A 23807-nucleotide genomic window follows, 5' to 3' on the forward strand; every position below is an offset into this window, starting at 1 on the left:
TCACTCATCAGGAAGCCTCCGGAATAGGGAGTGCCCCCAGCGCGATGCGTGCCTTGAGGATCACGCGGAAACGCTCGGGGTCGTGGGGGATAAGGTCATGGGCAGGCGGGTCCACATACACCACCAGCAGGCGCGACAGCCAGTAGCGCAACGCCGTCAAGCGCAGCATGGTGGGCCACAGTGCCCGCTCGGTGTCGGTCAGTGGGCGGCGTGCCTGGTAGGCGCTCAAAATCGCCTGATAGCGCTCGGCGTTCAGGCTGCCGTCCTCGTTGGAGGCCCAGTCGTTGATGACGATGGCCAGGTCGAACAGCAGGTCGCCGGTGCAGCCATTGTAGAAGTCGATGATGCCGCCCAGGCGGTCGCCTTCATACAGGGTGTTGTCACGGAACAGGTCACCGTGCAGCGCCCCTTGGGGCAGCGCGCCATACTGGCTGAACGCGGTCTCGAAATCATCGACCTCGTTTTTCATCAGGGTCTGGTCGTCGGGGCTGATGTAGGTCAGCACCTTGTGATGCACGGCGCGCAGCCAGTGCAGATCGCGGGGGTTGGGACGATGCCCCGGAAAATGCTGCGAGACCTTGTGCATACGCCCCAGCGCGCTGCCCAGCGCCTGGCACTGGACCAGGTTGGGGGCGGTGGGGTGCTTGCCGGGCAAGCGCGGGAACAGCAGGGCCGGTTTGCCCGCCAGGCTGTGCAGCGCCACCCCTTCGCGGTCATGAATGGTGCCCGGTACGGGCAGGCCGTGTTCATCCAGGTAGTCCAGCAGCTCGACAAAGAACGGCAGCTCTTCGTGCTCGCCTTGTTCGAACAGCGTGAGCACCATCTCGCGGCGCTCGGTGGTCACGAAAAACGTCGAGTTTTCCGTGCCGCCTGCCACGCCCTGAAGGGACACCAGGCTGCCAACATCGAATTTTTCCAGAAACGCGGCGACCTGTGCGTCGCTCAGCGGAGTAAATACAGCCATGAGAATCTCGCCCAGGTTGCTAAGCCGGTCATTGTAGCGGCTTGGCGCGTCAGTTGGCAGCGCTGTGAACGGTGAAGGGTCGCTTTCGCAGTGCTTTTCTGCAGTCGCGCCGCCGAACGCGTATCATTGAAGAATAGACGCTCTTACTGTTCTGCTGACTATGGAATCTGGTTATGGCCCGTGCCCCTATCGTGCTAGTTGATGGCTCTTCGTACCTTTACCGTGCGTTCCACGCGCTGCCGCCGCTGACGAACTCCAACGGCCAGCCCACGGGCGCCGTGAAAGGCGTGCTGAACATGCTCAAGCGGCTGATCAAGGACTACCCCGATAGCCCCATGGCGGTGGTCTTCGATGCGCCGGGCAAGACGTTTCGCGACGACATGTACAGCGACTACAAGTCCCACCGCCCGCCGATGCCCGATGACCTGCGTAGCCAGATCGAGCCGCTACACGCCTGCGTGAAAGCGCTGGGGCTGCCGCTGCTGTGCATCGAAGGCGTCGAAGCCGACGATGTCATCGGCACGCTGGCGCATCATGCCACCCAGGCCGGGCGCGACGCGGTGATCTCCACCGGCGACAAGGACATGGCCCAGCTGGTGAACCGCCATATCACGCTGGTCAATACCATGAAGGAAGAGACCCTGGACGAGGCCGGTGTCGAGGAGAAGTTTGGGCTGCCGCCTGCGCTGATCATCGACTTCCTTGCGCTGATGGGCGACAAGGTGGACAACATTCCTGGCGTGCCCGGCGTAGGAGAAAAAACCGCCATTGGCCTGCTGCAAGGCATGGGTGGCGGGCTGGAGACCATCTATGGCGACCTGGAACGGGTCACCACGCTGAGCTTTCGAGGAGCCAAGACGCTCCCCAAAAAGCTGGAAGAGCACCGCGAACAGGCGTTTCTCTCCTATCGGCTGGCCACCATCAAGGTCGACTGCGACCTGCCCGTAGGGCTGGACGACCTGGAGATCGCTCACCCGGATCGGGAAGCGCTGGTGGCGCTCTACAAGGAGATGGAGTTCAAGCAGTGGCTGGCGGAGCTGCTGGAGGGCAAGGACGAGGGCGTGGACGACGTCAGCGGCGGCCAGCCAGCCCCGCAGGCCGAGCAGGTGGCGTCGGGCACGGCCCCAGGCCCACGCCGCGACCACGTGATCACCGAGCAGGCCGAACTGGACGCGTGGCTTGAGCGGCTGCGCAGCGCCGAGCGCTTCTGCTTCGATCTGGAAACCACCAGCCTCAACTACATGGATGCCGAGATCGTCGGGGTCGGCCTGGCGCTGGAACCCGGTGAAGCGGCCTATATCCCGCTGGCCCACGACTATCTGGATGCGCCTGCCCAGCTCGACCGCCGCAGCGTTCTCGAGGCGCTCAAGCCGCTGCTGGAAGATCCCGGCAAAACCAAGATCGGCCAGAACCTCAAGTACGATATTTCCGTATTGGCCAACGTGGATATTCACGTCACGGGGCCGTTTGCCGATACCATGCTGGCGTCCTACGTGCTCAACTCCACCGCGACCCGCCACGACATGGACTCGCTGGCCCTCAAGTACCTGGGGGAAAAGACCATCTCCTTCGAGGAGATTGCCGGGAAAGGCGCCAAGCAGCTCACCTTCAACCAGATAGCTCTGGAACAGGCCGCGCCCTACGCCTGCGAAGACGTGGACATTACCCTGCGCCTGCAGCAGACGCTGCGCCCGCAGGTCGAGCAGGAAGGCCGCCTGGCCGAGGTGCTCGATCATCTGGAGCTGCCGCTGATCAAGGTGCTGTCGCGGATCGAGCGTAACGGGGTGGCGCTGGATGCCGAGCGCCTGCACCAGCAGAGCCAGCAGCTGGAGCAGCGTATTCGCGAGCTTGAAAGTGAAGCCTTCGAGCTGGCGGGCCGCGAGTTCAACCTGGGGTCCCCCAAGCAGCTGGGCCAGATTCTGTTCGAAGAGCAGAAAATTCCGGTCATCAAGAAAACGCCCAAGGGCGCGCCTTCCACCGCCGAAGCCGTGCTGGAAGAGCTGGCGCTGGACTACCCCTTGCCCAAGGTGATCATGCAGCACCGTGGCCTGGCCAAGCTGAAGTCCACCTATACCGACAAGCTGCCGCGCCTGTTGAACAAGAAAACCGGCCGTGTGCACACCAGCTATCACCAGGCGGTGACCGCCACCGGGCGGCTCTCCTCGTCGGACCCGAACCTGCAGAACATCCCGATTCGTACCGAAGAGGGGCGCAAGATTCGCCAGGCCTTCGTGGCCCGCCCCGGGTATCGCATCGTGGCCGCGGACTACTCGCAGATCGAGCTGCGCATCATGGCCCACCTGTCGGAAGACAAGGGGCTGCTGGAAGCCTTCGAACAGGGCCGCGACATTCATACCGCCACCGCCGCCGAAGTGTTTGGCACCGCGCTGGACAAGGTCACCGCCGACCAGCGCCGCAGTGCCAAGGCGATCAACTTCGGTCTGATCTATGGCATGAGCGCCTGGGGGCTGTCGCGTCAGCTGCATCTCGAACGCCAGCAGGCGCAAACCTACATCGACCGCTACTTTGACCGCTACCCAGGCGTCGCCCGCTATATGGACCGTATTCGTACCCAGGCGGCGGAAGATGGTTTTGTCGAGACCGTCATGGGGCGGCGGCTCTACCTGCCCGAGATCCACTCGCAGAACCGCAACCGCCGCCAGGGGGCCGAGCGCACCGCAATCAATGCGCCCATGCAGGGCACGGCGGCAGACATCATCAAGCAGGCGATGATCGACGTGGATGCGTGGCTGGCGGAGGGCGCGTTCGATGCCCTGATGGTCATGCAGGTGCACGACGAACTGGTGTTCGAGGTGGCCGAGGCGCAGGTAGAGCGCTTTATTGAGCAAGTGCAGGCACGCATGCAGGCCGCGGCCTCGCTCAGCGTACCGCTGATTGTGGAAGCGCAAAGCGGCGCGAATTGGGATGAAGCCCACTAACGAACGAGAGAGCACTCGCCAATAACACACAACCCCCACAGCGGTCGCTGCGGGGGTTGTGTTGAGTGCGTTACTTAAGCACCGGCTTCAAAAGCGTGTGCCCAAGCCGCGCTTAACGCCAGCTAACGCGGTCGAAGATACGTACCGCTTCCGGGTTGTTCTCACCTAGGATGCTGATGTTGATGTCGTCTTTAGCGAAATCGCCCCAAGACTCCAGCACCGGGTTTTTCTTCACGCCTTCTACCACCGGGAACTCGTAGTTACGCTCGGCCAGTACTTCTTGCGCTAGGTCTGAGGCCAGGAACTCCAGGAAGCGAATGCCGTTCTCGGCGTTCTGCGCGTTGGCGACCAGACCTGCGCCACCCACGTTGATGTGCGTGCCGCGGTCATCCTGGTTCGGGAAGATCACGCCCACTTTACGGGCGGCTTCGCGGTCGGAAGCTTCGCTGGAGTGCAGCAGACGAACATAGTAGTAGTGGTTGGCCACGCCCAGCTCGCATTCGCCGCTGGCCACGCCCAGAATCTGGTCGGTATCACCGCCTTCCGGGTTGCGCGCCAGATTGTTGACCACGCCCTGCGCCCACTCTTGCGCTTCTTCCGCACCGTGGTGCTCGATCATCGAGGCCAGCAGAGACTGGTTGTAGATGTTGTTGGAAGAGCGGATACAGATCTTGCCTTCGAACTGTGGGTCGGCCAGGTCTTCATAAGTAGCGATCTGGCTCGGGTCGAAGTTATCACGGTTGTAGAAAATCACCCGTGCGCGCTGGCTTAAGCCAAACCACATGCCTTCGGGATGACGCATGGACGCCGGCAGGCGCTCGTTCAGCACGTCGGAATCCACGGCCTGGAACAGGCCATCCTGCTCGGCACGCCACAGGTTGCCGGCATCCACGGTCAGCATGACGTCGGCAGGGCTGGCCACGCCTTCACGCTGCATACGCTCCATCAACTGATTGGCGTCGCCTTCCAGCACATTCACCTTGATACCCGTTTCTTCGGTGAACGCGTTGTACAGAATCTCGTCTGAGTCGTAGTGGCGAGCGGAGTAGATGTTGACCTCGTTGGCCAGTGTGCTGCTGGCAAATGCCGAGCCAGCCATGACGGCGGCGACAGAGACTGCAAGACGTGCCTTTTTCATAATATACACCATAAATGTTTATGATAATAAGTCGCATTGGCAAACTGCGCCTCCTATTGAAACGTCTTGTTCCATGGACGTCAAGCGAAATGCTAATGACACGCAACACTTTTTGTGCATGTACGTGCATCTGCCGTCAATAGAAAATAGAATGCAAATAACTTTCAACCGTGTTCGCAGTCAGGCATCTGCGCTGCGCACTAACCATGGGTGAACGAATGACGGCAACGGTGTCATTTTCAGAGGTGGCAGCATCGGCGGCGCTGTCGCTGCGGGGTGTCGAGCACACGTTTGCAGCCAACAAGGTGGTCAAGGGTATCGACCTGGAGATTGGCCAGGGCGAAGTGGTGTGCCTGCTGGGCCCTTCCGGCTGCGGCAAGACCACCCTGCTGCGTATCGCGGCAGGCCTGGAAGTGGTGCAGGAAGGCGAGGTCAGCCTGGACGGGCAGGCCATCGCGGCCCCTGGCAAGCGCCATGTGCCGCCCGAAAAGCGCAACGTGGGCCTGGCGTTCCAGGATTCGGCGCTGTTTCCCCATCTGAGCGTGCTGGAAAACGTCACCTTTGGTCTGAAACAGCTGCCCTCCAGCCAGCGCCGCGCGCGTGCTTTGGAGCTGTTGGAGCAGCTGGGCATGGCCGCCTATGCCGAGACTTACCCGCACATGTTGTCGGGAGGCCAGCAGCAGCGTGTCGCGCTGGCCCGCGCGCTGGCGCCTACGCCGCGGCTGATGCTGCTGGACGAGCCCTTTTCCAGCCTGGATGCCCGGCTGCGGGATCGTATCCGAGACGACACGCTGCACGTGTTGAAGAAGCTGGGTTCGGCCACGCTGCTGGTGACCCACGACCCGGAAGAGGCGATGTTCATGGCGGACCGCATCGCCCTGATGCGCGATGGCAAGATCGTCCAGACCGGCACGCCTCGCGAGCTTTACTGTGCGCCCATCGACCCCTTCGTGGTGACTTTCTTTGGCGAGGTCAACGAGCTGGCGGGAGTGGTGCAAGGCGGGCGAGTGCAGACCCCCGTGGGCGCGGTGGATGCCAGCTGGCTGCCGGAAGGCAGTGACGTGCAGGTGATGATTCGCCCCGAGGCGCTGCGTATTCAGGAGCGAGACCTGCCAGCCGAAGCGCACAGCCATAGCCACGTGGTCATGGCCAAGCTGCTGGGCCGCACCAGCCTGATCCACCTGTGTGCCCATGGCACCGATGGCCAGGAAGCGCACCTGCATGCCCGTGTGCCTGGGGTGTTCCTGCCCCAGGAGGGCCAGCCCATCGACATCGATCTGGACCACTCCCAGGTATTCATCTTCCCACGCTGAGGCGCGGGAAGATGTGTGTTTGAACTTACTCGGCCTGGCTGCCGGGGCGCGCTCGGCGCATGGCCAGGCTGAGGAGAATCACCGGTAGAATCCCCACCACCACGATGGTCAGCGAGGCCGTAGAGGCCTCCGCCAGCCGCTCGTCCGACGCCAGGTTATGGGCGCGTACCGCCAGCGTATCGAAGTTGAACGGCCGCAGGATGATGGTGGCCGGCAGCTCCTTCATGGCATCGACGAAGACCAGAATCCCCGCCGCCAACAGGCTACTGCGCATCAGGGGCGTATGAATGCGTCGCAGCGTGCCCCCTGCGGTTTGGCCCAGGGTGCGCGAGGCGGCATCCATGCTGGGGGTGACCTTGCCCAGGCTGGCTTCCACGGCATTGAACGACACCGCCAGAAAGCGCACCACGTAGGCGTAGATCAGAATGAAGGCCGTGCCGCTGAAGACCAGCCCGATAATCTTGCCGTAGTTGGCGTGCAGCCAGGAGTTGAGGGTGTGGTCCAGCCAGGCAAAGGGAATCAGAATGCCGACCGCCACCACGGAGCCCGGAATGGCGTAGCCCATGGCCGCAATGCGGGTGAACAGGCGTGCGCTGGGGGAGTTGTTGAGGCGTACGCCGTAGCTCAGCAGCACCGCCAGCCCTACCGCAATCAGGGCCGCAATGGCCGACAGCGAGAGGCTGTTCAGGGCAAAGCCGATGAATCGCGTGCCGAACAGGCTGTCGCCAATCCGAATCGCCATGTTCAAGAGCAGGCCGCTGGGCAGCAGGAAGCCGATGGTGATGGGCAGCAGGCAGGCCAGAAACGCGCCGGTGGCCTGCCAGCCGCGCAGACGGTACTCGGGCAACTGCTGGTAACGACTGGAGGTATGGAAGTAACGCCGCTTGCCCCGTGACCAGCGCTCCAGCAGTACCAGCACGATCACGAAGGTCAGCAGGCAGGCCGCCAGCTGTGCGGCCGCCACCGGCTCGCCCAGTCCGAACCAGGTGCGGTAGATACCGGTGGTGAAGGTATCCACGCCGAAGAATTGCACCGCCCCGAACTCATTGAGAGTTTCCATCAGCACCAGCGACACGCCGCCCACCAGCGCAGGCCGCGCCAGGGGCAGGGCCACGGTGCCAAACAGGTGCCATGGCCCGCGCCCCAGCGTGCGTCCCACATCCAGTACGCACACCGACTGCTCCAGGAACGAGGCCCTGGCCAGCAGGTAGACGTAGGGGTAGAGCACGAAGGTGATCAGCGTGATGGCGCCCCCCAACGAACGAATGTTGGGAAAGTAGTAGTCGCCCACTCGCCAGTCGAACCACTCCCGCAGCATGCTCTGCAGTGGCCCCGCCACCTGCAGGAAGTCCGTGTAGGCATAGGCGATCACGTAGGTGGGAACGGCCAGCGGCAGCAGCAGCGCCCACTCGAAGATGCGCTTGCCGGGAAAGCGGCACATGACCACCAGCCAGGCGGTTCCCGTGCCAATCACCAAGGTACCGAGGCCTACCCACAGCACCAGCCAGAAGGTATTGCTGAGATAGCGGGGCAGGACGGTGCTGGCCAGGTGCTGCCAGATGCCGTCGGTGGGCAGCACGATATGGCCCAGAACCACCAGAATCGGCAGTGCCACGGTCAGCGCGATGAGAAACAGCGCAATAGACCAGGGGTTGAGCGACAGCGCAAAGCGTGAAGCGACCCCTGACAGCAGAGCCGATGATGAGCGGCGAGCGGGCGTGGACACGTCGTGATCTCCTTGGACGAGAGGCTGCGTGGCTCGTCAATGCGAAAAAATAGCGGTTGCAAATAGTATCACCTGCGCCGATGGGGTGCAGCTCATCGGCCGCCCATTAAAAAACCCTGCCCGTGGGGCAGGGTCGAGGCGTGTGCCCGTGGGGCTCCGTCAGTGGGCGGTCCAGCCGCCGTCCACCATCAGCGCGCTGCCCGTAACCAGCGCCTGCATGCCGTCCAGCCTGAAGCCGGGGGCCTGGGGCAGGGTCATGCGTCCACCGCCGAGGCGTAGGGCACCTCCTGTTTGCCATAGCGGCGCACGCGCTCGTTGGCCTGTTCGGCGTGGCCTGCAAAGCCTTCCAGAATGCAGAGTCGTGAGCAGTAGCTGCCGATCTCAGCCGAGGCTTCATCGGTCAATACCCGCTGATAGGTGCAAGTCTTCAGGAACTTGCCCACCCACAGGCCACCCGTGTAGCGTGCTGCCTTTTTGGTGGGCAGCGTGTGGTTGGTGCCAATCACCTTGTCCCCATAGGCGACGTTGGTGCGCGGGCCGAGGAACAGCGCGCCGTAGTTGGTCATGCTCTCCAGGTAGAAATCCGGGTCTTCGGTCATGACCTGAACGTGCTCGTAAGCCATCTCGTTGGCCACTTGCAGCATTTCCTCGTGGCTGTCACAGACGATGATTTCTCCATGGCTCTCCCAGGCCTGGCGCGCGATATCGGCGGTAGGCAGTTTCTGCAGCAATTCCTCGATGGCCGCCAGGGTGTCCCGGGCCAGCGCTTCGGAATTGGTCAGCAGGGCGGCGGGGGAGGTCGGGCCATGCTCTGCCTGCCCCAGCAGGTCGGTGGCGCACAGCAAGCCGTCCACGCTCTCGTCGGCAATCACCAGCGTCTCGGTGGGGCCCGCGAACAGGTCGATGCCGACACGGCCATATAGCTGGCGCTTGGCCTCGGCGACGAACGCATTGCCAGGACCCACCAGCATGTCCACTGGCGCGATGGAGTCGCTGCCGATGGCCATGGCGCCCACGGCCTGAACGCCGCCGAGTACCAGAATCTCATCCGCGCCTGCCAGGTGCATGGCTGCCACGATGGCGGGGTGGGGCTTGCCCTTGTAGGGCGGCGCCGCCGCTATGACGCGTTTCACCCCGGCGACCTTGGCCGTCAGGACGCTCATGTGGGCAGACGCCACCATGGGGTAGGAACCCCCGGGGATATAGCAGCCCACTGCGTTCATCGGCAGATGTTTGTGGCCAAGGATGACGCCGGGGCGGGTTTCGATCTCGACCGGCTGCATGGAGGCCAGCTGCGCCTCGGCAAAGCGACGTATCTGGGCCTGGGCAAAGCGAATGTCGTCCAGATCACGCTCGGACACTTCGCTCATGGCCTGAGCAATCTCGGCTTCGCTCAAACGGAAGTTTTCCGGTGACCAGCCATCGAACTTTTCCGACAGCTCGCGAATGGCGGCGTCGCCTCGGGCCTGTATGTCGGCCAGCGTACGCTCGACGGTTTCGCGTACCTGGCGGTCCGCTTCGGCGCGGGTTTCGAGGGAGGCACCGGCTTTGAGGTGGCGAATCATGACGCTCTCCTGAAAAGGATTGTTATTGGGTAGAGTCAGTTGGGTAGGGTCAGCATGATGGAGCAGAATAAGGCTAGGGCCTGTTGCATACGAATGCAAACAATTTTGGAGCATGCTATGTTGAACCGGATGCTGGTCTTGCACGCCCTATTTGAAATGCGCCTGCCAGGGCGGGTTGCGCCATGGATTCAGCAGGGCAAGAACAATAAAATCACATGAGGTGAGTGGTCATGAGTACACAGGTAGCCGTCATTGGCGCGGGATTGATTGGGCGTGGTTGGGCAATCGTCTTTGCCCGAGCGGGCGTCACGGTAAGGCTTCATGACGTGGACGAGCAGCAGCTGACGCTGGCCAAGGGGCTCGTGATGGCGTCGCTGTTCGACCTGCAGGACGCCGGATTGATCGACCAGCCGGTGTCGTGGACTACGCCTGGCGCAGGAGCGTCGCGAGATATTGTCGGAAGCACAGCTGGCCGAACGCCAGGCCTGGCGTGACCGCCGCCTGATGGCGCTGATGGCCCATCAGCGTCAACACGCCTAGCGCGGCGGGTGCCGGGGCCTTGCGACCAACCAGAGGATGAGCATGAAAAAACGGCCCGTGACGTCACGGCAAGTGGCAGAACTGGCGGGGGTGTCGCAGTCGGCGGTCAGTCGCTGTTTCTCTCCCCACGCCAGCATTGCTCCCCAGACCCGGGAAAAGGTATTGGCGGCGGCCCAGCAGTTGGGCTACCGCCCCAATGCCATCGCCCGCTCCTTGATTACGCGCTCGTCGCGCACCATCGCGGTCGTCATGACCCAGTTGGATAACCCGTTCTACGCCCAGATGCTGGAGTATGCCGCGCGGCGGTTTCAGCAGCATGGCTATCACCTGCTGCTGTTCATGAGCAGCAACGAGCAGCAGACGGCGGGCGTCATGGCGGACATTCTGCAGAGCCAGGCAGACGGCATTCTGATGCTGGCAGCGACGCTTTCCTCTTCGCTGGCCAGCGAGTGTCTCGCTCGGGGCATTCCGGTGGTGTTGATCAACCGTACGGTGGCCTTCGAGGGGGTCAGCCAGGTCGCCAGCGATAACTACCGTGGAGGCTATTGGGTGGGTGAGTTTCTGGTCTCTGGCGGTTATCGGCGCATCGCGCTGGTGGCCGGGCTTGCCGACTCTTCTACCAGCAGCCAGCGGCGTGATGGCTTCATGGCGGCGCTGGCGGCGCAGGGTGTCAGCTGTTGGGGGGAGGCATGCGGCGACTATGACTTCGCGGCGGCCCAGGCGGCGACCCGCAAGCTGTTCGAGGCGGCGCCCTACCCGGATGCAGTCTTTGCTGCCAATGATCATATGGCCATTGCGGTGATCGATACGCTCAGCGGCGAGCTGGGGCTGCGGGTGCCTGAGGACGTGGCGGTGGTGGGGTTCGACGATATCCCCATGGCGGCCTGGCCGAGCTATCGGCTCACCACGGTTCAACAGCCGGTCGAGCCCATGGTGGACGAGGCGGTGGCTCTGCTGCTGGCGCAAATCGCCAGTGGGCAGGTCGCGGGGGAACGGAAAGTATTGCCGGTGACGCCCATCGTAAGGGCCAGCGCCCCGGCAACGGGGCGTGGTGTTGCGTCATCTTCATGAAGTTTGCCGCCTTGCACGGCAAGGCGGCAACGCGAGGGCGTCAGCTTAGCCCAGCAGCATGCGGGGCAGGCCGGTGACCAGCCACGGGAAGAACGACATCAATACGCACGCCAGCAGGATCAGCGCCACGAAGGGAACGACCGCTTTGTAAAGGTCGACGATCTCTACCCCAGGCGGTGAAACCCCTTTCAGATAGAAGAGCGCATAGCCAAACGGTGGCGTGAGGAAGGAGGTTTGCAGCACCACGGCCACCATCACCACGAACCACAGCGGATCGACGCCCATTTGCTGAACGATGGGCAGCATGATCGGGAAGCTGAGCAGGACGATGCCCGTCCAGTCCAGGAACATGCCCAGAATGAACACCAGAAACAGCATCATGATCAGCGCGCCGGTGGTGCCGCCCGGCATGGCCAGCAGCAGGTCCTGAATCACCTGCATGCCGCCACCCCGTGAGAACACCCCGGTGAAGGCCGTCGCGCCCACCAGCACCAGCATGACCATGGTCGTGGTCTTGCCTGCTTCCAGCAGCGTCTTGAAGCAGGTGGAGACCCGGCGGTCACCAAAGATCAAAAACAGGATAAAGGCAATGAACACGCCGATGGCCGAGGCCTCGGTAGCGGTGGCCACGCCGGTGAAGAGCGCGCCGAGTACCCCGAGGATCAGCGACATGGGCGGCACCACGTACTTGCCCAGCATGATCAGCAGTTGCCGAGTGCTGACTTCCGCACGCTCTTCCTTGGGTACCGGAGGGCCATAGGAGGGCTTGAAGTAGCAGATCAGCAGTACGTAGAGCGCGTACATCACCCCCAGCATCAGGCCGGGAATCATCGCCCCTGCAAACAGGGCGCCTACCGATACCGGCGAGTAGCTGGCCATCAGGATCAGCATGATGCTGGGCGGAATCAGGATGCCCAGACAGCCGCTGGCCATGATGACCCCGGTGCTCAGCTCCTTGTTGTAGCCATACTTGAGCATCGGCACCAGGGCGATCATGCCCATGACGGCAATGGAGGCGCCCACGATACCGGTGGTGGCGGCCAGCAGGACAGAGACGATGACCACGGTCAGTGCCAGCCCGCCCCGCAGGTTGGCCAGCAGCAGGCGCATGGCATCGAACATCTTTTCGGTGACCCCGGAATCGTTGAGAAACCGTGCCATCAGGACGAACAGCGGTATGGCAACCAGCACATAGTTGTCCATGGCGTTGCCGAAGATGTTGTTGATCAGGGTGCCCAGCACCCGCTCGCCAGGGCCGAGAAAAGCGCCGATGACGGCAACGCCGCCGAGCACGAAGGCCAGAGGGTGGCCCATGAACAGGCCGATCAGCAGCCCGCCAAACATCACCAGCGCCAGCAGTTCAGGACTCAGGTTCATGCTGATTTCTCCTCGCGCAACTGCATGATGGCCCGCAGTACGATGGCAATGGCTTGCAGCAGGATGAGGGCAGCCGCCACCACGATAACGCCTTTGATCGGGTAGACGGGAATCGACACCATGCCGTAGGTGGTTTCACCCCGGGTATAGGAGCGTTCGAAGAAGCGCCAGCCGTAGGTCAGCAGCATCCAGATGAAGGGAACGAAGAAAATCACGTAGGCCACGACTTCGATCAGGGCCTGTCGCTTGCGTGACAGCAAACGTTTCAACACGTCGACCTCGACATGGGCGTGGTGGCGCAAGCCGTAGGCAGCCATCAGCATGAAGTGGGCACCAAACAGCATCTTGGTAACATCGAACGCCCAGTCGCTGGGGCGGCCGAAGAAAAAGCGTGACGCAATGTCGTACAGGACGATGAGGGTAATGATGGCAATCAATGGCGCGATCAATCGCCCAAACAGCTCATTGATTGCATCGATCGCCTTGGCAATCGCATTCATGGAAGATCTCCGCGGTCAGCACACAAAACCGCCCCGGGCAGCCCGGGGCGGTGCAGAAACGCCTTACAGGCAGGCTTCGATCTCTTCCAGTGAGGGCAGGTTATCCATGGTGCGGCTCATGTTGAAAGGAGCCGAGACGTCACGCCATTTGGCGTAGTCTTCCAGGTAGGTCACCATGGAGTGGTAGACCTTGGCGTGGTCGCTGTTTTCACAGGCGCCGCGCACGATGACCTCGTTGGTGATCTCCTGAATACGGGCCAGGTCTTCGTCAGAGAACTGGTTGATGGTGATGCCTGCATCGATGAACCTTTGGGTGGCATCGGTGGACTCACGCTCGGACCAGGCCAGCGACCAGGCCATGGTGGCGTCGGCGGCGATACGCAGCTTCTGCTGGGTCTCTTCCGACAGCGCGTTCCAGGCGTCGAGGTTGATCATGACACCGAAGACGCTGGCGGACTGGTGCCAGCCAGGCGTGGCCCAGTAGTCGGCCACTTCGGCAAAGCCTGCGTTGTAATCCACGCCGGGGGTGGCGAACTCACCGGCATCGATCACGCCACGTTCGATGGCCTGATAGACTTCGCCACCGGCCAGGGTTACCTGAGAGCCACCCAGGGCTTCCAGCACGCGGCCCTGGTCACGGCCAGAGAGACGCAGACGCTTGCCTTCCAGGTCGGCAATGCTTTCGATGGGCGTACGGCCCATGAAGCCGGACTCGTTGTTGAGCGCGGCATAGGGCAGGTACATCATGTTGTACTGGCCGTAAATCTCTTCGTACAGTTCACGGCCGCCCCACTGCTGAATCCAGTTGATGTAGTCAACGGCGTTGAACAGGCTGGTGGTGGTGGCCAGCGGCGAGAACGCGGGGTTCAAGCCTGCCCAATAGCCTGGCCAGTCACCGGCGGCTTCGATACTGCCGGTTTCGGTGGCATCGAACACTTCCGTGCCGGGCATCAGCGTACCGCCCGCGCGGAAGTTGATCTGTACTTCGTCTCCCGCCAGCTGGTTGACCAGCTCGGCCCAGTGCTGATCGAGCTTGATCAGGTCGAGGTTTTCGGGCCAGGTGGAGGTCATGGTCCACTGCTCTTGTGCTTGAGCAGTCGTGGTGAGAGCGGCAAATGCGACACCAGCAGCAAGGCTGGTCAAGGCAAATTTTGTAGTCTTTTTCATTATCAATTTCCTGGTACTTTGGCGGTTGGCGTTATTAGTGTTGATTACCTGAAAGCAGGAAAGCACAGCGAGTAGGGCTGACGTTTACGTAAAGTAAAAGCGGCCAAGGCTGTACCGCTAAGCTAGCACACTCCCCCCGCTGCGGCGCAATATCAGAGTTTGCAGGAAGTTAACGCACGCCATGAAACATCGATTGATGTAAAAATTGTTTAAAAACATTTGGTTAGATCATTATTTAAACGGTTGGGCAGGTCTGGATGGCGCGTTGAAGCGTTGAAAATGTATGCCTTGTTGTACCAAAGTTGTAAGCAATCGACCCTTGAGGAGCGTGATGAGCGAAGCAAGTGATGACCGCTGCATATCACTACTGGTGGGCCATGCGCGGCGCTGGCAACGCCGCCGTTGGCGGGGGCTCGTGTGGCTCAGCGGGCCTGCCGAGCAGGCTCGCCGACTGGCGCTCACGCTGTGGCACGCCCAGCCGTGGCAAGCGCCATTGTGGGTGGGCGACCCGCAGGAAGCCCCCGTGTCGCCTTGCCTGCCCGCAGCCAAAGCGCGCACGCGACTGGGGGCCGAGCATCAGCTGATCGTCATGGACGTCAGCGGCCGTGACGGGCTGGACCCGGATGCCCTGGGCGCGCTGGCCGGCACGCTGACGTCGGGCGGCATACTGCTGCTGGTGACCCCCGAGCCATGGGGAGAGCGCCCCGACCCGAACTACGCACGGTTTGCCGACCACCCCTGGGAATGGACCGCGCTGAGCAGCTTTTACCTGGCACGTTTGGCACGCCAACTGAGTGCTTCGCCTCAGGTGGTGCGCTGGCCGGTGGCTGGCCCGCTGGTGCTTTCCAGGCTGCCCGCCGGGCAGCCCTCGCCACGCCGCCCGGAAGACCCCGCCTGCCTGACGCCCGATCAGGCCCGTGCGGTCTCGGCCCTGAGCAAGCTCAAACGTCGTCGCCCGCTGGTCATCACGGCCGACCGAGGGCGCGGGAAAAGTGCGGCGCTGGGCATTGCCTGTGCGCGCTTGCTGCAACAGGGGAGCTACCCGCGGCTGCTGGTCACCGCCCCCAGAGCCAGCGCGTTGGACAGCCTGTTCGAGCGTGTCATGGCGCTGTGCCCTGAAGCGCAGCGCCATGGCCACGAGGTGCAGCTGCCTGCCACGGGAAGCTCGCTGTGCTTCTTGCCACCCGACCTGCTCGATACCCAGCTGGATCAGGGCACGTTGGGAGGCAACGGGGCGCTGCTGCTGGTGGATGAGGCCGCGGCACTCCCAGCGGCCATGCTGGCCCGCTGGCTGGCCGCGTTCCCGCGTATGGCCTTTGCCACGACGGTGCATGGTTACGAGGGTTCTGGCCGGGGCTTTGCGCTGCGTTTTCGGGAGGTGCTCGAGCGCCAGACGCCTCAGTGGCGGGAGCTGACCCTGGAAACCCCGATTCGCTGGGCAGCCAATGACCCTTTGGAAAGCGTCATTCAACAGGCGCTGCTGCTGAACGCGCCGCTACCTGAGGCCCACGCGCATGGCCTCATCGACGCGCAGACCCTCAGCCTGAACCAGGCACAGCTGGCCGCCAACGAACCGCTGCTGGAGCAGCTGTTTGGCCTGCTGGTGCAGTCGCACTATCGCACCACCCCCAGCGACTTGCGCCAGCTGATGGATGGCCCCGGCACGCGGCTGCGCATGATGATGGCAAGCCAGGGGCACGCCTCGGCTGCTTCCACGGGGGCCACCGATGCGGCGCCGCTGGCAGTGCTGGTCACTCGGGAGGAGGGCGGCTTTGAGTCGGCGCTGGCCGAGCAGGTGGCACTGGGCCAGCGGCGGCCCCAGGGGCATTTGCTGGCCCAGTCCCTGGCGGCTCACGGGGGCCATCGCGAGGCGTTGACCGCGCGCTGGCGCAGGGTGGTGCGCATTGCGGCTCACCCCGAGCGGCGTCGCGAAGGTTTGGGGCGCAGGCTGTTGGCAGCCGATATGGCCAGCGCAGCAGAGCAGGGCGTCGCGCTGTATGGCGCCACCTTCGGCGCGGAGGCGGGGCTGCTGTCATTCTGGCTGGCCCTTGGGTTCACGCCGGTGCGGCTGGGCGTGACCCGGGAAGCGGCCACGGGAGAGTATGCCATCATGGTCGCCAAGCCGTTGAACGAGACCGGCCAGGCCGTATTGCAGAGTATGCAGCAAGGTTTTGTGGCGTCTTTGCAGGGGCTATTGGCCTTCGAGCTACGCGATTTGCCCGCGCCGGTGGTAGCGCTGCTGCTGTCCGAGCTGCCGAAACGGCCGCTGAGTGCCGTGGAGCGACAAACGATCCACGACGTGGCCTATGCCCATCGCGACCCCGCCCTGGCGCGGGCTGCCTTGCAGGCGCTGGGGCGGGAGGCCAGTCGTATGCCGCTGGGAGAGGCCCGGCTAGCGCATCAGCAGCTGGTGGCCTGGGCTTACCAGAATCAACCGCTGGCCGATGCCCCGCGCGAAGCCACGCAGCAACTGCGCCGAGTGACACAGCAGCTGATGACCGCGTCGATGCTTTTCTCGGATGGGCAGGAGCGGTTAAAGTAGCCCGGTTATCGATGACGAAGAGTTTCCATGAACGCACATCTAGAAGCGCTCGCGCCCACGTTGGTGTGGCAGCATTTTCGCACGCTGTGTAATACCCCTCGGCCATCGGGCCACGAGGCAGCGCTGGTCGCCAAGCTGGAAGCCTGGGCCGATGGCCTGGGGCTTGCCCATGACCGGGATGCCTTCGGCAACCTGCGTATCCAGAAGCCCGCGTCGCCAGGGTGTGAGGCAGCGCCGGGCATCGTCCTGCAGGGGCACCTGGACATGGTGGCGCAGGCCAACGCTGGCCAGGCCCACGATTTCACGCGGGATCCCATCCGCACGGTGGTCAAGGAGGGGTGGCTGCACGCTGAAGGCACCACGCTGGGGGCCGACAACGGCATGGGCGTGGCCGCCATTCTGGCCGTGCTGGAGGACCCGGAACTGACCCACGGGCCGCTGGAAGCGCTGTTCACCCTGGAGGAAGAAACCTCCATGGGCGGGGCGCTCAATCTGGCTGAGCAGTGGCTCGAGGGCTCACTGTTGCTCAACCTCGATAGTGAAGACCGTGGCCAGGTCTACATCGGCTGCGCGGGCGGTGCCGACGTGGTGGTGGATGCCCAGCTGCCTGGTGCTGCGCTGCAGCCCGATGAGCAGGTCATCTCGCTCTCCTTGACCGGCCTCAAGGGCGGTCATTCGGGCATGGATATCGACAAGCCGCTGGGCAATGCCAACCGACTGCTGGTACGCGTGCTGTGGGCGCTTGAAGCCTTCGATGCGCGGCTGGTGAGCTATCAGGGCGGCACGCTGCGCAATGCCATTCCCCGTGAAGCCTTTGCCCAAGTGGCGCTGCCCGCCGACGATGTCGAGGCCGCGCTGGCCACGGTGGAAACCCTTGCCAGAACGCTCAAGGCGGAGCTGGGCAGCGGTGACCCTGGCCTGGTACTGACGGCTACGCAAGCGGCCCCTACCGAGGCCGAACCGCTGACCCGCGACGCCAGCGCCATGCTGCTGGCCGCCTTGCATGCGGCTCCTTGTGGGGTCGAGCGGATGAGCGCCGATGTGCCGGGAGTGGTCGAAACCTCCAACAATCTTGGCGTGCTGAGCGTGGAGCAGGGGCGTTTTCACCTCTGCGCATTGGTGCGCTCGCTGCACGACAGCGCGGCGATGGCCATGGCCGGGCGCTTCCAGGCGCTGTTCGGGCTGATGGGCGCCCGCGTGAAGGTCGAAAATGGTTACCCAGGCTGGGCGCCCAACCCGGAAAGCCCGCTGCTGGCCACCTTCAATACTCGCCATGCGGCGCTGATGGGCCACGCTCCGGAGGTGAAGGTCATTCATGCCGGGCTGGAGTGCGGGATTCTGGGCAGCAAGTACCCTCATCTGGACATGATCTCGTTCGGGCCCTTGATTCGCGGGGCTCACTCACCGGACGAGCGCGTGGAAATTGCTTCCGTGGCGGAGTTCTGGGCCATGCTGCGTGATCTGATCGAAACCCTGGCCAAGCAAACCGCCGTCTCGGCCAGTCGCCAAGTCTGAGCTGACATGCCCGCCCAGCAACATTGGCGGGCAACAAAAACGGCACCGCAAGGGTGCCGTGGGTGGTGTCTCGGCGGTGCGCCGCCGAGAGGCCTACTTGCCCAGGTAGGCGTTGAGCATCCAGACGGTCTTTTCCTGCTCGCGAATGTAATCGCCCGCCTGAGCGGCGGTACCTTCGTCGTCGGCGTCCGAGGCCAGCGACAGCAGCTCGCGCTGCAGCTCGATCAATGTCTGATATCCGCTGAGCACGCCTTTGACACAGGTTTTGCCGTCGTGGACATCCTTGTCTTCCTGAATCCGCGACAGGGCGATGTAGTCGCTGTAGGCGTGGATGGGCTTGTGTCCCAGGGTCAGGATGCGTTCGGCGACTTCGTCCACTTTGGTCAGCAGGTCGGTGTAGAACTCTTCGAACTTGGCATGCAGCTCGAAAAAGTCGTTACCCTTGACGTTCCAGTGGTAGCCCCGCACGTTCATGTAGAAAATCTGGTAGTTGGCCAGTAGATGATTCAGCTTTTCCGCAAGCTGGCTGGCGCTGCCTTCGTGTAGGCCAATGCTGTTGGTATCTTCCATTGTCTGCTCCTCCATCGTTTCGTTTTTTCCAGCTTAAGGCCCTGGTTGACCAATGCAAAACAGGTTTTTTGCATCGCCACCATAGCGGCCTGCCATGACCGGCGGTGAGCTGGCGACGGCTGACTCATCGCAACGTATCAAGAGATGTTGGCGACCCGGCGATTTTTCAAGGGGGCCGTCGCCTTCAGTGGGCCAGCCACAGCCGGGCTATGCTGTCGCAGCGGTCGCTGAGCAGTTCAGCGGTACGCGGCAGGGCGTCTTCCAGGCCCATGGGGCCATCGGCCAGGGCAAAGGCGGCGGTGACGCCTTCATTCAAGCAGGCCTGCCAGCCCTCCCCCAGGCTGCCCGCCAGCACGATGACCGGCTTACCCAGGCGCTGGGCGGCGCGGGCCACGCCAATCGGGGTCTTTCCAGAGAGACTCTGGCCATCCAGGCGGCCTTCTCCGGTGATCACCAGATCCGCCTTGGCCAGCAGGCTGCTCACTTGGGCTTGCTGCATGATCATGTCGATACCCGGCGAGAGTCTGGCGTTCAAGAAGTTGCTGGCGGCAAAGCCCATGCCGCCCGCGGCACCCGCGCCTGGCATGTCTCGGTCATCGCGACCCAGGGCTTCTACGGCGAGCGTGGCAAAGTGCCCCAAAGCGCGGTCGAGGGTGGTCACGTCGTCGGGGCTGGCCCCCTTTTGCGGCCCGAACACGGCGCTGGCACCGCGCTCACCGAGCAGCGGGTTATCCACGTCCACGGCGGCCGTGACGTCCAGGCTGGCCAGCCTCGGGTCCAGGGTGGTGAGGTCCAGCGTGGCCAGCTGCTGCAGGGCAGCCCCGCCGGGAGGCAGCGGCTGGCCATGCTGGTCGAGCAGCCTGGCCCCCAGCGCCTGCAGCATGCCGGCGCCCGCATCGTTGGTGGCGCTACCGCCCAACAGGAGCAGGGCCTGGGTGGCGCCGGCGTCCAGGGCCGCCAGGAACAGTTCGCCCACGCCATGGGTGCTGGTGTGCAGGGCATTGCGCTCGTCGCTGTTCAAGTGCTGCAAGCCGCTGGCTTCTGCCAGCTCGATAAACGCGGTACGCTGCTCGCCAAGCCAGCCCCAGCGGGCCTGGCGGGGCCTGCCCAGGGCATCTTGAACGGTGAGCGTGCGACACTCTGCCTGAGTGGCTGCCATCAAGGCATCCAGACTGCCCTCGCCGCCATCGGCCAGCGGGCAGAGGTGCGTGATGGCTGAGGGTGCCGCCCGTGTAATGCCGTGTGCCATGGCCTGGGCCGCTTGTTCGGCGCTCAAGGCATCTTTAAAACTATCCGGGCAAAGCAGTACATTCATCGCACAACCTCCTTGAAACGTTGTCTCAGCGTATTGTCGTTCTTTTTCGTGTTAGCCAGCGAGCTTAGCGTGCTGCTGGACCGCGCACCAGTCGCACAAAGGGCAACCAGTCGCACAAAGGGCAAGAGGAATTCACATGAAGGTTATCCCGATCAGCATGACCTGCCTGCTGGCCTTGGCCGGCTGCCAGACAGTGCCAGACCGCTTGCCCCAGGCCGAGCCTGGGCCTGCTGCGGCCTGTGCATTCCCGGTCCATCAGGCAGCCGACTCCCTGGCGGCGGTCACTCGTGCTGTCGATGTGCTGGAAGCGTGGGGCTTTAGCCTGGACGCCACCGACACTCGGCTTGGCCTGGTCAGCGCCTCCCGCGAGCGCGAGCTGGTGGGATATTATGACCGTTATGATTATTACTCCCCCTACGGCAGCGGCTTCCGGCTGTTTGGCGGGATGGGCGTGGGACGCGGCTCCAGCATCGGCCTGGGAGTCGGCGGGCGTTTTGGTGCGGGCGCCGGGCAAACGCCCACGGAAGTGGAGCGTGTATCGGTGCTGGTCAGTGACGCGCAGCTACGCCTGTCTCGGGACATTCGCCGTTTCGATCACTTCGGTGAGCAGCGCGAGGCCTACAGCGCCAGTAACGATGACTTTTGCGGACGCTTTCAAACAGCCTTTCAACAGGCCCAGGGGCAGGGGGGCTTATGAGCCGTTTCATCAAGTGGGGAGCCGCGCTGGTCACACTGCTGTGGCTGGCCGGATGTGCAACGACGCAGCCGCTGGAAAGCCGCGATCTGCACTACCGTGCCGATACCGAGCAGACGTTCCGTGAGGCCGTCGCGATGATGATCGAACAGGGGTATGTGGTGCGCCATGCCGATATGTCCCTGGGGCGGGCGGAAGCGGTGCTGGCCCGCTGGCCCGGCTACCGGTTGCAGCTTCAAGTGAGCGAATCGGGCGGCGGCACGCTGGTGCGGGTATCTGCGCTCAGCGGCAGCCAGCCGATTCCCCCGTACGTGCTGGACCCGTGGCTGGTGGAGTTGCAAAGCAGATTAGGAGAGTTACCGTGACGTGGAAAACAGCCAAACGCTGGGGGTGGATGAAAGGGGCAGCCTTGGGCATGGGGCTTGGGTTGGCCAGTGGTAACGTATGGGCGCACCCCCATGGCTGGATCGATCTCAGCATGCGCGTGATCACCAACGAGGCGGGTGAGGCCACTGGCGTGCATCAAACCTGGCGCATGGATCCGTTTTACAGCCTGGTGGTGTTCGAGGAGCTGCAGCAGGTGCCCGGCGCGTCGCTGGAAGAGGGCCTGGACCAGCTGGGCAGCGATATCCGCGACAATCTGGTGCCCCAGCACTACTTTACCGAGCTGCGTATCAACCGCCAGCGCCAGGCCTTTGGCGAAGTGACGGAATATACCGCCATGGAGCGGGATGGCCGTTTGACCTTCATGTTCATACTGCCCCTGGAGAGCCCTCAGCCGTTGCAAGGCAACGTGCTGGAGTACCAGGTCTTTGACCCTACCTATTACATCGAAGTGGTGCATGAGGCCGATAACGATGGCCCCAGCAAGGGGGCGCTGGTGTTGAATGGCGAGCCCGCCTGCGAGCTGAGCATCATCGCGGCCGATCCAGACCCCGAACTGGTGCTGCAGGCAGCCCTGCTGGACGTGGACGAAGAGGGTGAGCCGGGCCTGGGACGCCACTTTGCCGAGACCGGCAGGGTGGATTGCCGCTGACGCAGACGCCTGCTATCGTATATCAATTTGTTACTTTATAACTTTTTTGCCGTGGAGGGAGGATGCCGATAACACGACAACAGTTGGCCTGGGCAGCAGGCGGTATTCTGTGTGCCATCCTGTTGGTCTGGGTCGTGCAAAGCAATCTGCAGGGCGTCAGCTACCAGCTGTTGGGCTGGCAGCGCGACTTGCACCGCAGCCTGACGCTGGCCATCACGGAACTCTCCCGTACGCCGTCTACGGGTACGTGGATGACGCTGCTGGGAGTCAGCTTCGCCTATGGCGTGTTTCATGCTGCGGGGCCTGGTCATGGCAAGGCGGTGCTGGCCACTTACCTGGCTTCCCATGGGGGAGCGACCCGGCGTGCACTGGGGCTGTCGTTTGCGGCTTCCTTGCTGCAGGGTGTGACGGCCATCGTCATGGTCGTGGTGCTGGTGCACGGGCTGGGATGGGTCACTCGGCAGGCCATGGGGAGCGTGGTCTGGGTGGAACAGGCGAGCTTTCTGCTGGTGGCGCTGCTGGGCGTCTGGCTATGCTGGCGTGCCATCAGGCAACTGCGCCACGCTCATAGCGCGCAGGCACCGGTGGCCGAGCCCCACCATCATGAGCACAGCCACAGCCACAGCCACAGCCACAGCCACAGCCACAGCCACAGCCACAGCCACGATCATGCCCACTGCTGCGGCGGAGCCCACCATATCGAGCCACAGCAGGCGCTGGAGTGGCGTACCGCGTTGATGACGGTGGGTGCCATTGGCATGCGCCCCTGTACCGGCGCCGTGTTGATGCTGGGGGCTGCCAGCCTGCTGGGGCAGTTCCATGTGGGGGTGGCCTCGGTGCTGGTCATGTCGCTCGGTACCGGCATCACCGTGTCGGCGCTGGCCATGGCCAGTATCGTGGCGCGGGGCTGGGCGACACGGCGGCTGGAACGACAGCAGAGCCAGCAAGTGGTGGAGAAAGTCGCGGGATGGGTCGCCCTCACGGGGGGCGCGCTGATCGTGGCGCTGGGCGTCTCCTTGTCGTTGGCGGGAGCAGCGCAGCCTGCCAGCGGCCCGCTGCTGAGCGAGCCGCCGAGTCGCAGTGTACTGCCCGGCGGCTGAGGCAGCCTAGATGCTCAAGCCATTGATCAGGGCCAGCAGCTGTTCACGCTGTTTTCCCTGGTCCGCAAGCTCATACGGCTCAGGCGTGCCGTTGCCCCATACCGGGGCGGGCCAGCTGGCATCGTCGCGGTAGCGGATCACTACGTGAAGGTGCAGTTGGCTCACCACATTGCCCAAGGTGGCGATATTGAGTTTGTCGCCGTGATAGGCCTCTTTCATGGCCGCTCCTAGGGCCGAAGCTTCTCGCCACAGCTGGGCCTGGTCTGTGTCGCTTAGCTCGAAGACTTCGCTGACATCGTTGACGCGGGGCACCAGCACCACCCAAGGGTAACGGGCATCGTTCATGAGCAGCACACGACACAGGGGCAAGTCGGCCAGTGGGAAAGTGTCTGCTTCCAGGCGAGGGTCGAGAATCAGGTCGGCCAAGTGACGTCTCCAGGTGGGGCTTGATGGCAAGCGTAGGTTCAAGGCTGCAGCATAGCAGGCGAAATACCGAAAATCTGTTACGCTAAGACGGAAGCCGCTTCGTTCTCGACGAAGGGAGGCTCGAAGGCGACATCACTTGTTAAGGAGAACATGATGAAAAAATTACTGGCGACAAGTTTTATCCTGCTGATCACTGCCGGTGCGCTGGCGGGCTGTAATACCGTGGCAGGCGCAGGCCAGGATGTTCAGGAAGGTGGTCGTGCCGTTCAGGATGCCGCTAGCTGATCAAGGCGGGCTTTGAGCAAGCAA

The 23807-nt window shown here is 63.2% G+C and carries 21 protein-coding genes; 11 read left to right on the top strand and 10 right to left on the bottom strand.

The annotated features are described in order from the left end of the window. Positions 1-7: 7 nt before the first annotated feature. A complete protein-coding gene (locus RVM26_RS00200) occupies positions 8-964 on the bottom strand; it encodes a homoserine kinase (protein WP_498940095.1) in 957 nt (318 codons plus the stop codon). Between the two features lie 173 nt (positions 965-1137). Between RVM26_RS00200 and polA the strand changes: the two genes are divergently transcribed. Further along, positions 1138-3903, top strand: a complete 2766-nt coding sequence (gene polA, locus RVM26_RS00205) for a DNA polymerase I (RefSeq protein WP_498940097.1) — start codon at positions 1138-1140, stop codon at positions 3901-3903. A 112-nt stretch (positions 3904-4015) separates the two neighbouring features. On the opposite strand, the gene RVM26_RS00210 is transcribed toward polA, so the two are convergent. Next, positions 4016-5041 carry a Fe(3+) ABC transporter substrate-binding protein gene (locus RVM26_RS00210; RefSeq protein ID WP_498940099.1) on the bottom strand — a complete coding sequence of 342 codons (1026 nt, stop codon included), beginning with the start codon at positions 5039-5041 and terminating at the stop codon, positions 4016-4018. Between the two features lie 218 nt (positions 5042-5259). Between RVM26_RS00210 and RVM26_RS00215 the strand changes: the two genes are divergently transcribed. Then, the gene (locus tag RVM26_RS00215) at positions 5260-6354 is read left to right on the top strand and encodes an ABC transporter ATP-binding protein (RefSeq protein ID WP_498940101.1); all 1095 of its coding nucleotides are present in this window, start codon (positions 5260-5262) and stop codon (positions 6352-6354) included. A gap of 25 nt (positions 6355-6379) precedes the next feature. Here RVM26_RS00215 and RVM26_RS00220 read toward each other — a convergent pair whose 3' ends face one another. Both RVM26_RS00220 and hisD read right to left on the bottom strand, forming a co-directional pair. Beyond that, complete coding sequence (locus RVM26_RS00220; RefSeq protein ID WP_039182805.1) at positions 6380-8080, bottom strand: ABC transporter permease; 1701 nt, start codon at positions 8078-8080, stop codon at positions 6380-6382. 254 nt (positions 8081-8334) lie between these two features. Next, entirely contained in the window at positions 8335-9645 is a 1311-nt protein-coding gene (gene hisD / locus RVM26_RS00225; RefSeq protein WP_498940103.1) for a histidinol dehydrogenase family protein, read from the bottom strand. A 230-nt stretch (positions 9646-9875) separates the two neighbouring features. Here hisD and RVM26_RS00230 point away from each other — a divergent pair, with 230 nt between their 5' ends. Together RVM26_RS00230 and RVM26_RS00235 are read left to right on the top strand one after the other, a co-directional pair. Continuing rightward, complete coding sequence (locus RVM26_RS00230; protein ID WP_498940105.1) at positions 9876-10139, top strand: class I SAM-dependent methyltransferase; 264 nt, start codon at positions 9876-9878, stop codon at positions 10137-10139. Between the two features lie 88 nt (positions 10140-10227). Then, positions 10228-11256 (top strand): LacI family DNA-binding transcriptional regulator, encoded by a 1029-nt coding sequence (locus RVM26_RS00235; protein ID WP_039182815.1) that lies wholly within the window; start codon positions 10228-10230, stop codon positions 11254-11256. A 45-nt stretch (positions 11257-11301) separates the two neighbouring features. Here the strand turns inward: RVM26_RS00235 and RVM26_RS00240 are convergent, their stop codons facing one another. The 3 genes from RVM26_RS00240 to dctP form a co-directional block, all read right to left on the bottom strand. Beyond that, the gene (locus tag RVM26_RS00240; protein WP_144979458.1) at positions 11302-12633 is read right to left on the bottom strand and encodes a TRAP transporter large permease; all 1332 of its coding nucleotides are present in this window, start codon (positions 12631-12633) and stop codon (positions 11302-11304) included. Beyond that, positions 12630-13133, bottom strand: coding sequence for a TRAP transporter small permease subunit (locus tag RVM26_RS00245; protein WP_039182820.1), 504 nt, complete (start codon positions 13131-13133; stop codon positions 12630-12632). Before RVM26_RS00245 ends, RVM26_RS00240 begins: the two co-directional genes overlap by 4 nt. Before the next feature lie 63 nt (positions 13134-13196). Next, positions 13197-14300, bottom strand: a complete 1104-nt coding sequence (gene dctP / locus RVM26_RS00250) for a type 2 periplasmic-binding domain-containing protein (protein WP_498940108.1) — start codon at positions 14298-14300, stop codon at positions 13197-13199. Positions 14301-14631: 331 nt separating this feature from the next. Here dctP and RVM26_RS00255 point away from each other — a divergent pair, with 331 nt between their 5' ends. Both RVM26_RS00255 and RVM26_RS00260 read left to right on the top strand, forming a co-directional pair. Next, positions 14632-16842 (top strand): tRNA(Met) cytidine acetyltransferase TmcA, encoded by a 2211-nt coding sequence (locus RVM26_RS00255; protein WP_498940110.1) that lies wholly within the window; start codon positions 14632-14634, stop codon positions 16840-16842. A 27-nt stretch (positions 16843-16869) separates the two neighbouring features. Further along, positions 16870-18357 (top strand): aminoacyl-histidine dipeptidase, encoded by a 1488-nt coding sequence (locus tag RVM26_RS00260; RefSeq protein WP_498940112.1) that lies wholly within the window; start codon positions 16870-16872, stop codon positions 18355-18357. 93 nt (positions 18358-18450) lie between these two features. Here RVM26_RS00260 and RVM26_RS00265 read toward each other — a convergent pair whose 3' ends face one another. After that, positions 18451-18927 (bottom strand): Dps family protein, encoded by a 477-nt coding sequence (locus tag RVM26_RS00265; RefSeq protein WP_081192742.1) that lies wholly within the window; start codon positions 18925-18927, stop codon positions 18451-18453. A gap of 184 nt (positions 18928-19111) precedes the next feature. Beyond that, positions 19112-20242, bottom strand: coding sequence for a glycerate kinase (locus RVM26_RS00270; protein ID WP_498940115.1), 1131 nt, complete (start codon positions 20240-20242; stop codon positions 19112-19114). 136 nt (positions 20243-20378) lie between these two features. Between RVM26_RS00270 and RVM26_RS00275 the strand changes: the two genes are divergently transcribed. The 4 genes from RVM26_RS00275 to RVM26_RS00290 all read left to right on the top strand — a co-directional run bounded on the left by RVM26_RS00275 (position 20379) and on the right by RVM26_RS00290 (position 23072). Continuing rightward, positions 20379-20939, top strand: coding sequence for a hypothetical protein (locus RVM26_RS00275; RefSeq protein WP_081136385.1), 561 nt, complete (start codon positions 20379-20381; stop codon positions 20937-20939). Next, positions 20936-21301, top strand: coding sequence for a lipoprotein (locus RVM26_RS00280; protein WP_016916090.1), 366 nt, complete (start codon positions 20936-20938; stop codon positions 21299-21301). Before RVM26_RS00275 ends, RVM26_RS00280 begins: the two co-directional genes overlap by 4 nt. Positions 21302-21330: 29 nt before the next feature. Next, complete coding sequence (locus tag RVM26_RS00285) at positions 21331-21972, top strand: DUF1007 family protein (protein WP_498941692.1); 642 nt, start codon at positions 21331-21333, stop codon at positions 21970-21972. Between the two features lie 62 nt (positions 21973-22034). After that, positions 22035-23072 (top strand): nickel/cobalt transporter, encoded by a 1038-nt coding sequence (locus RVM26_RS00290; protein ID WP_498940117.1) that lies wholly within the window; start codon positions 22035-22037, stop codon positions 23070-23072. A gap of 6 nt (positions 23073-23078) precedes the next feature. On the opposite strand, the gene RVM26_RS00295 is transcribed toward RVM26_RS00290, so the two are convergent. Then, the gene (locus RVM26_RS00295; RefSeq protein ID WP_498940119.1) at positions 23079-23498 is read right to left on the bottom strand and encodes an HIT family protein; all 420 of its coding nucleotides are present in this window, start codon (positions 23496-23498) and stop codon (positions 23079-23081) included. 153 nt (positions 23499-23651) lie between these two features. Between RVM26_RS00295 and RVM26_RS00300 the strand changes: the two genes are divergently transcribed. Then, positions 23652-23783, top strand: coding sequence for an entericidin A/B family lipoprotein (locus RVM26_RS00300; protein ID WP_039182850.1), 132 nt, complete (start codon positions 23652-23654; stop codon positions 23781-23783). Positions 23784-23807 lie beyond the last annotated feature (24 nt).

It is taken from the genome of Halomonas sp. KM072 (assembly GCF_050710315.1).
Lineage (GTDB): Bacteria > Pseudomonadota > Gammaproteobacteria > Pseudomonadales > Halomonadaceae > Vreelandella > Vreelandella hamiltonii.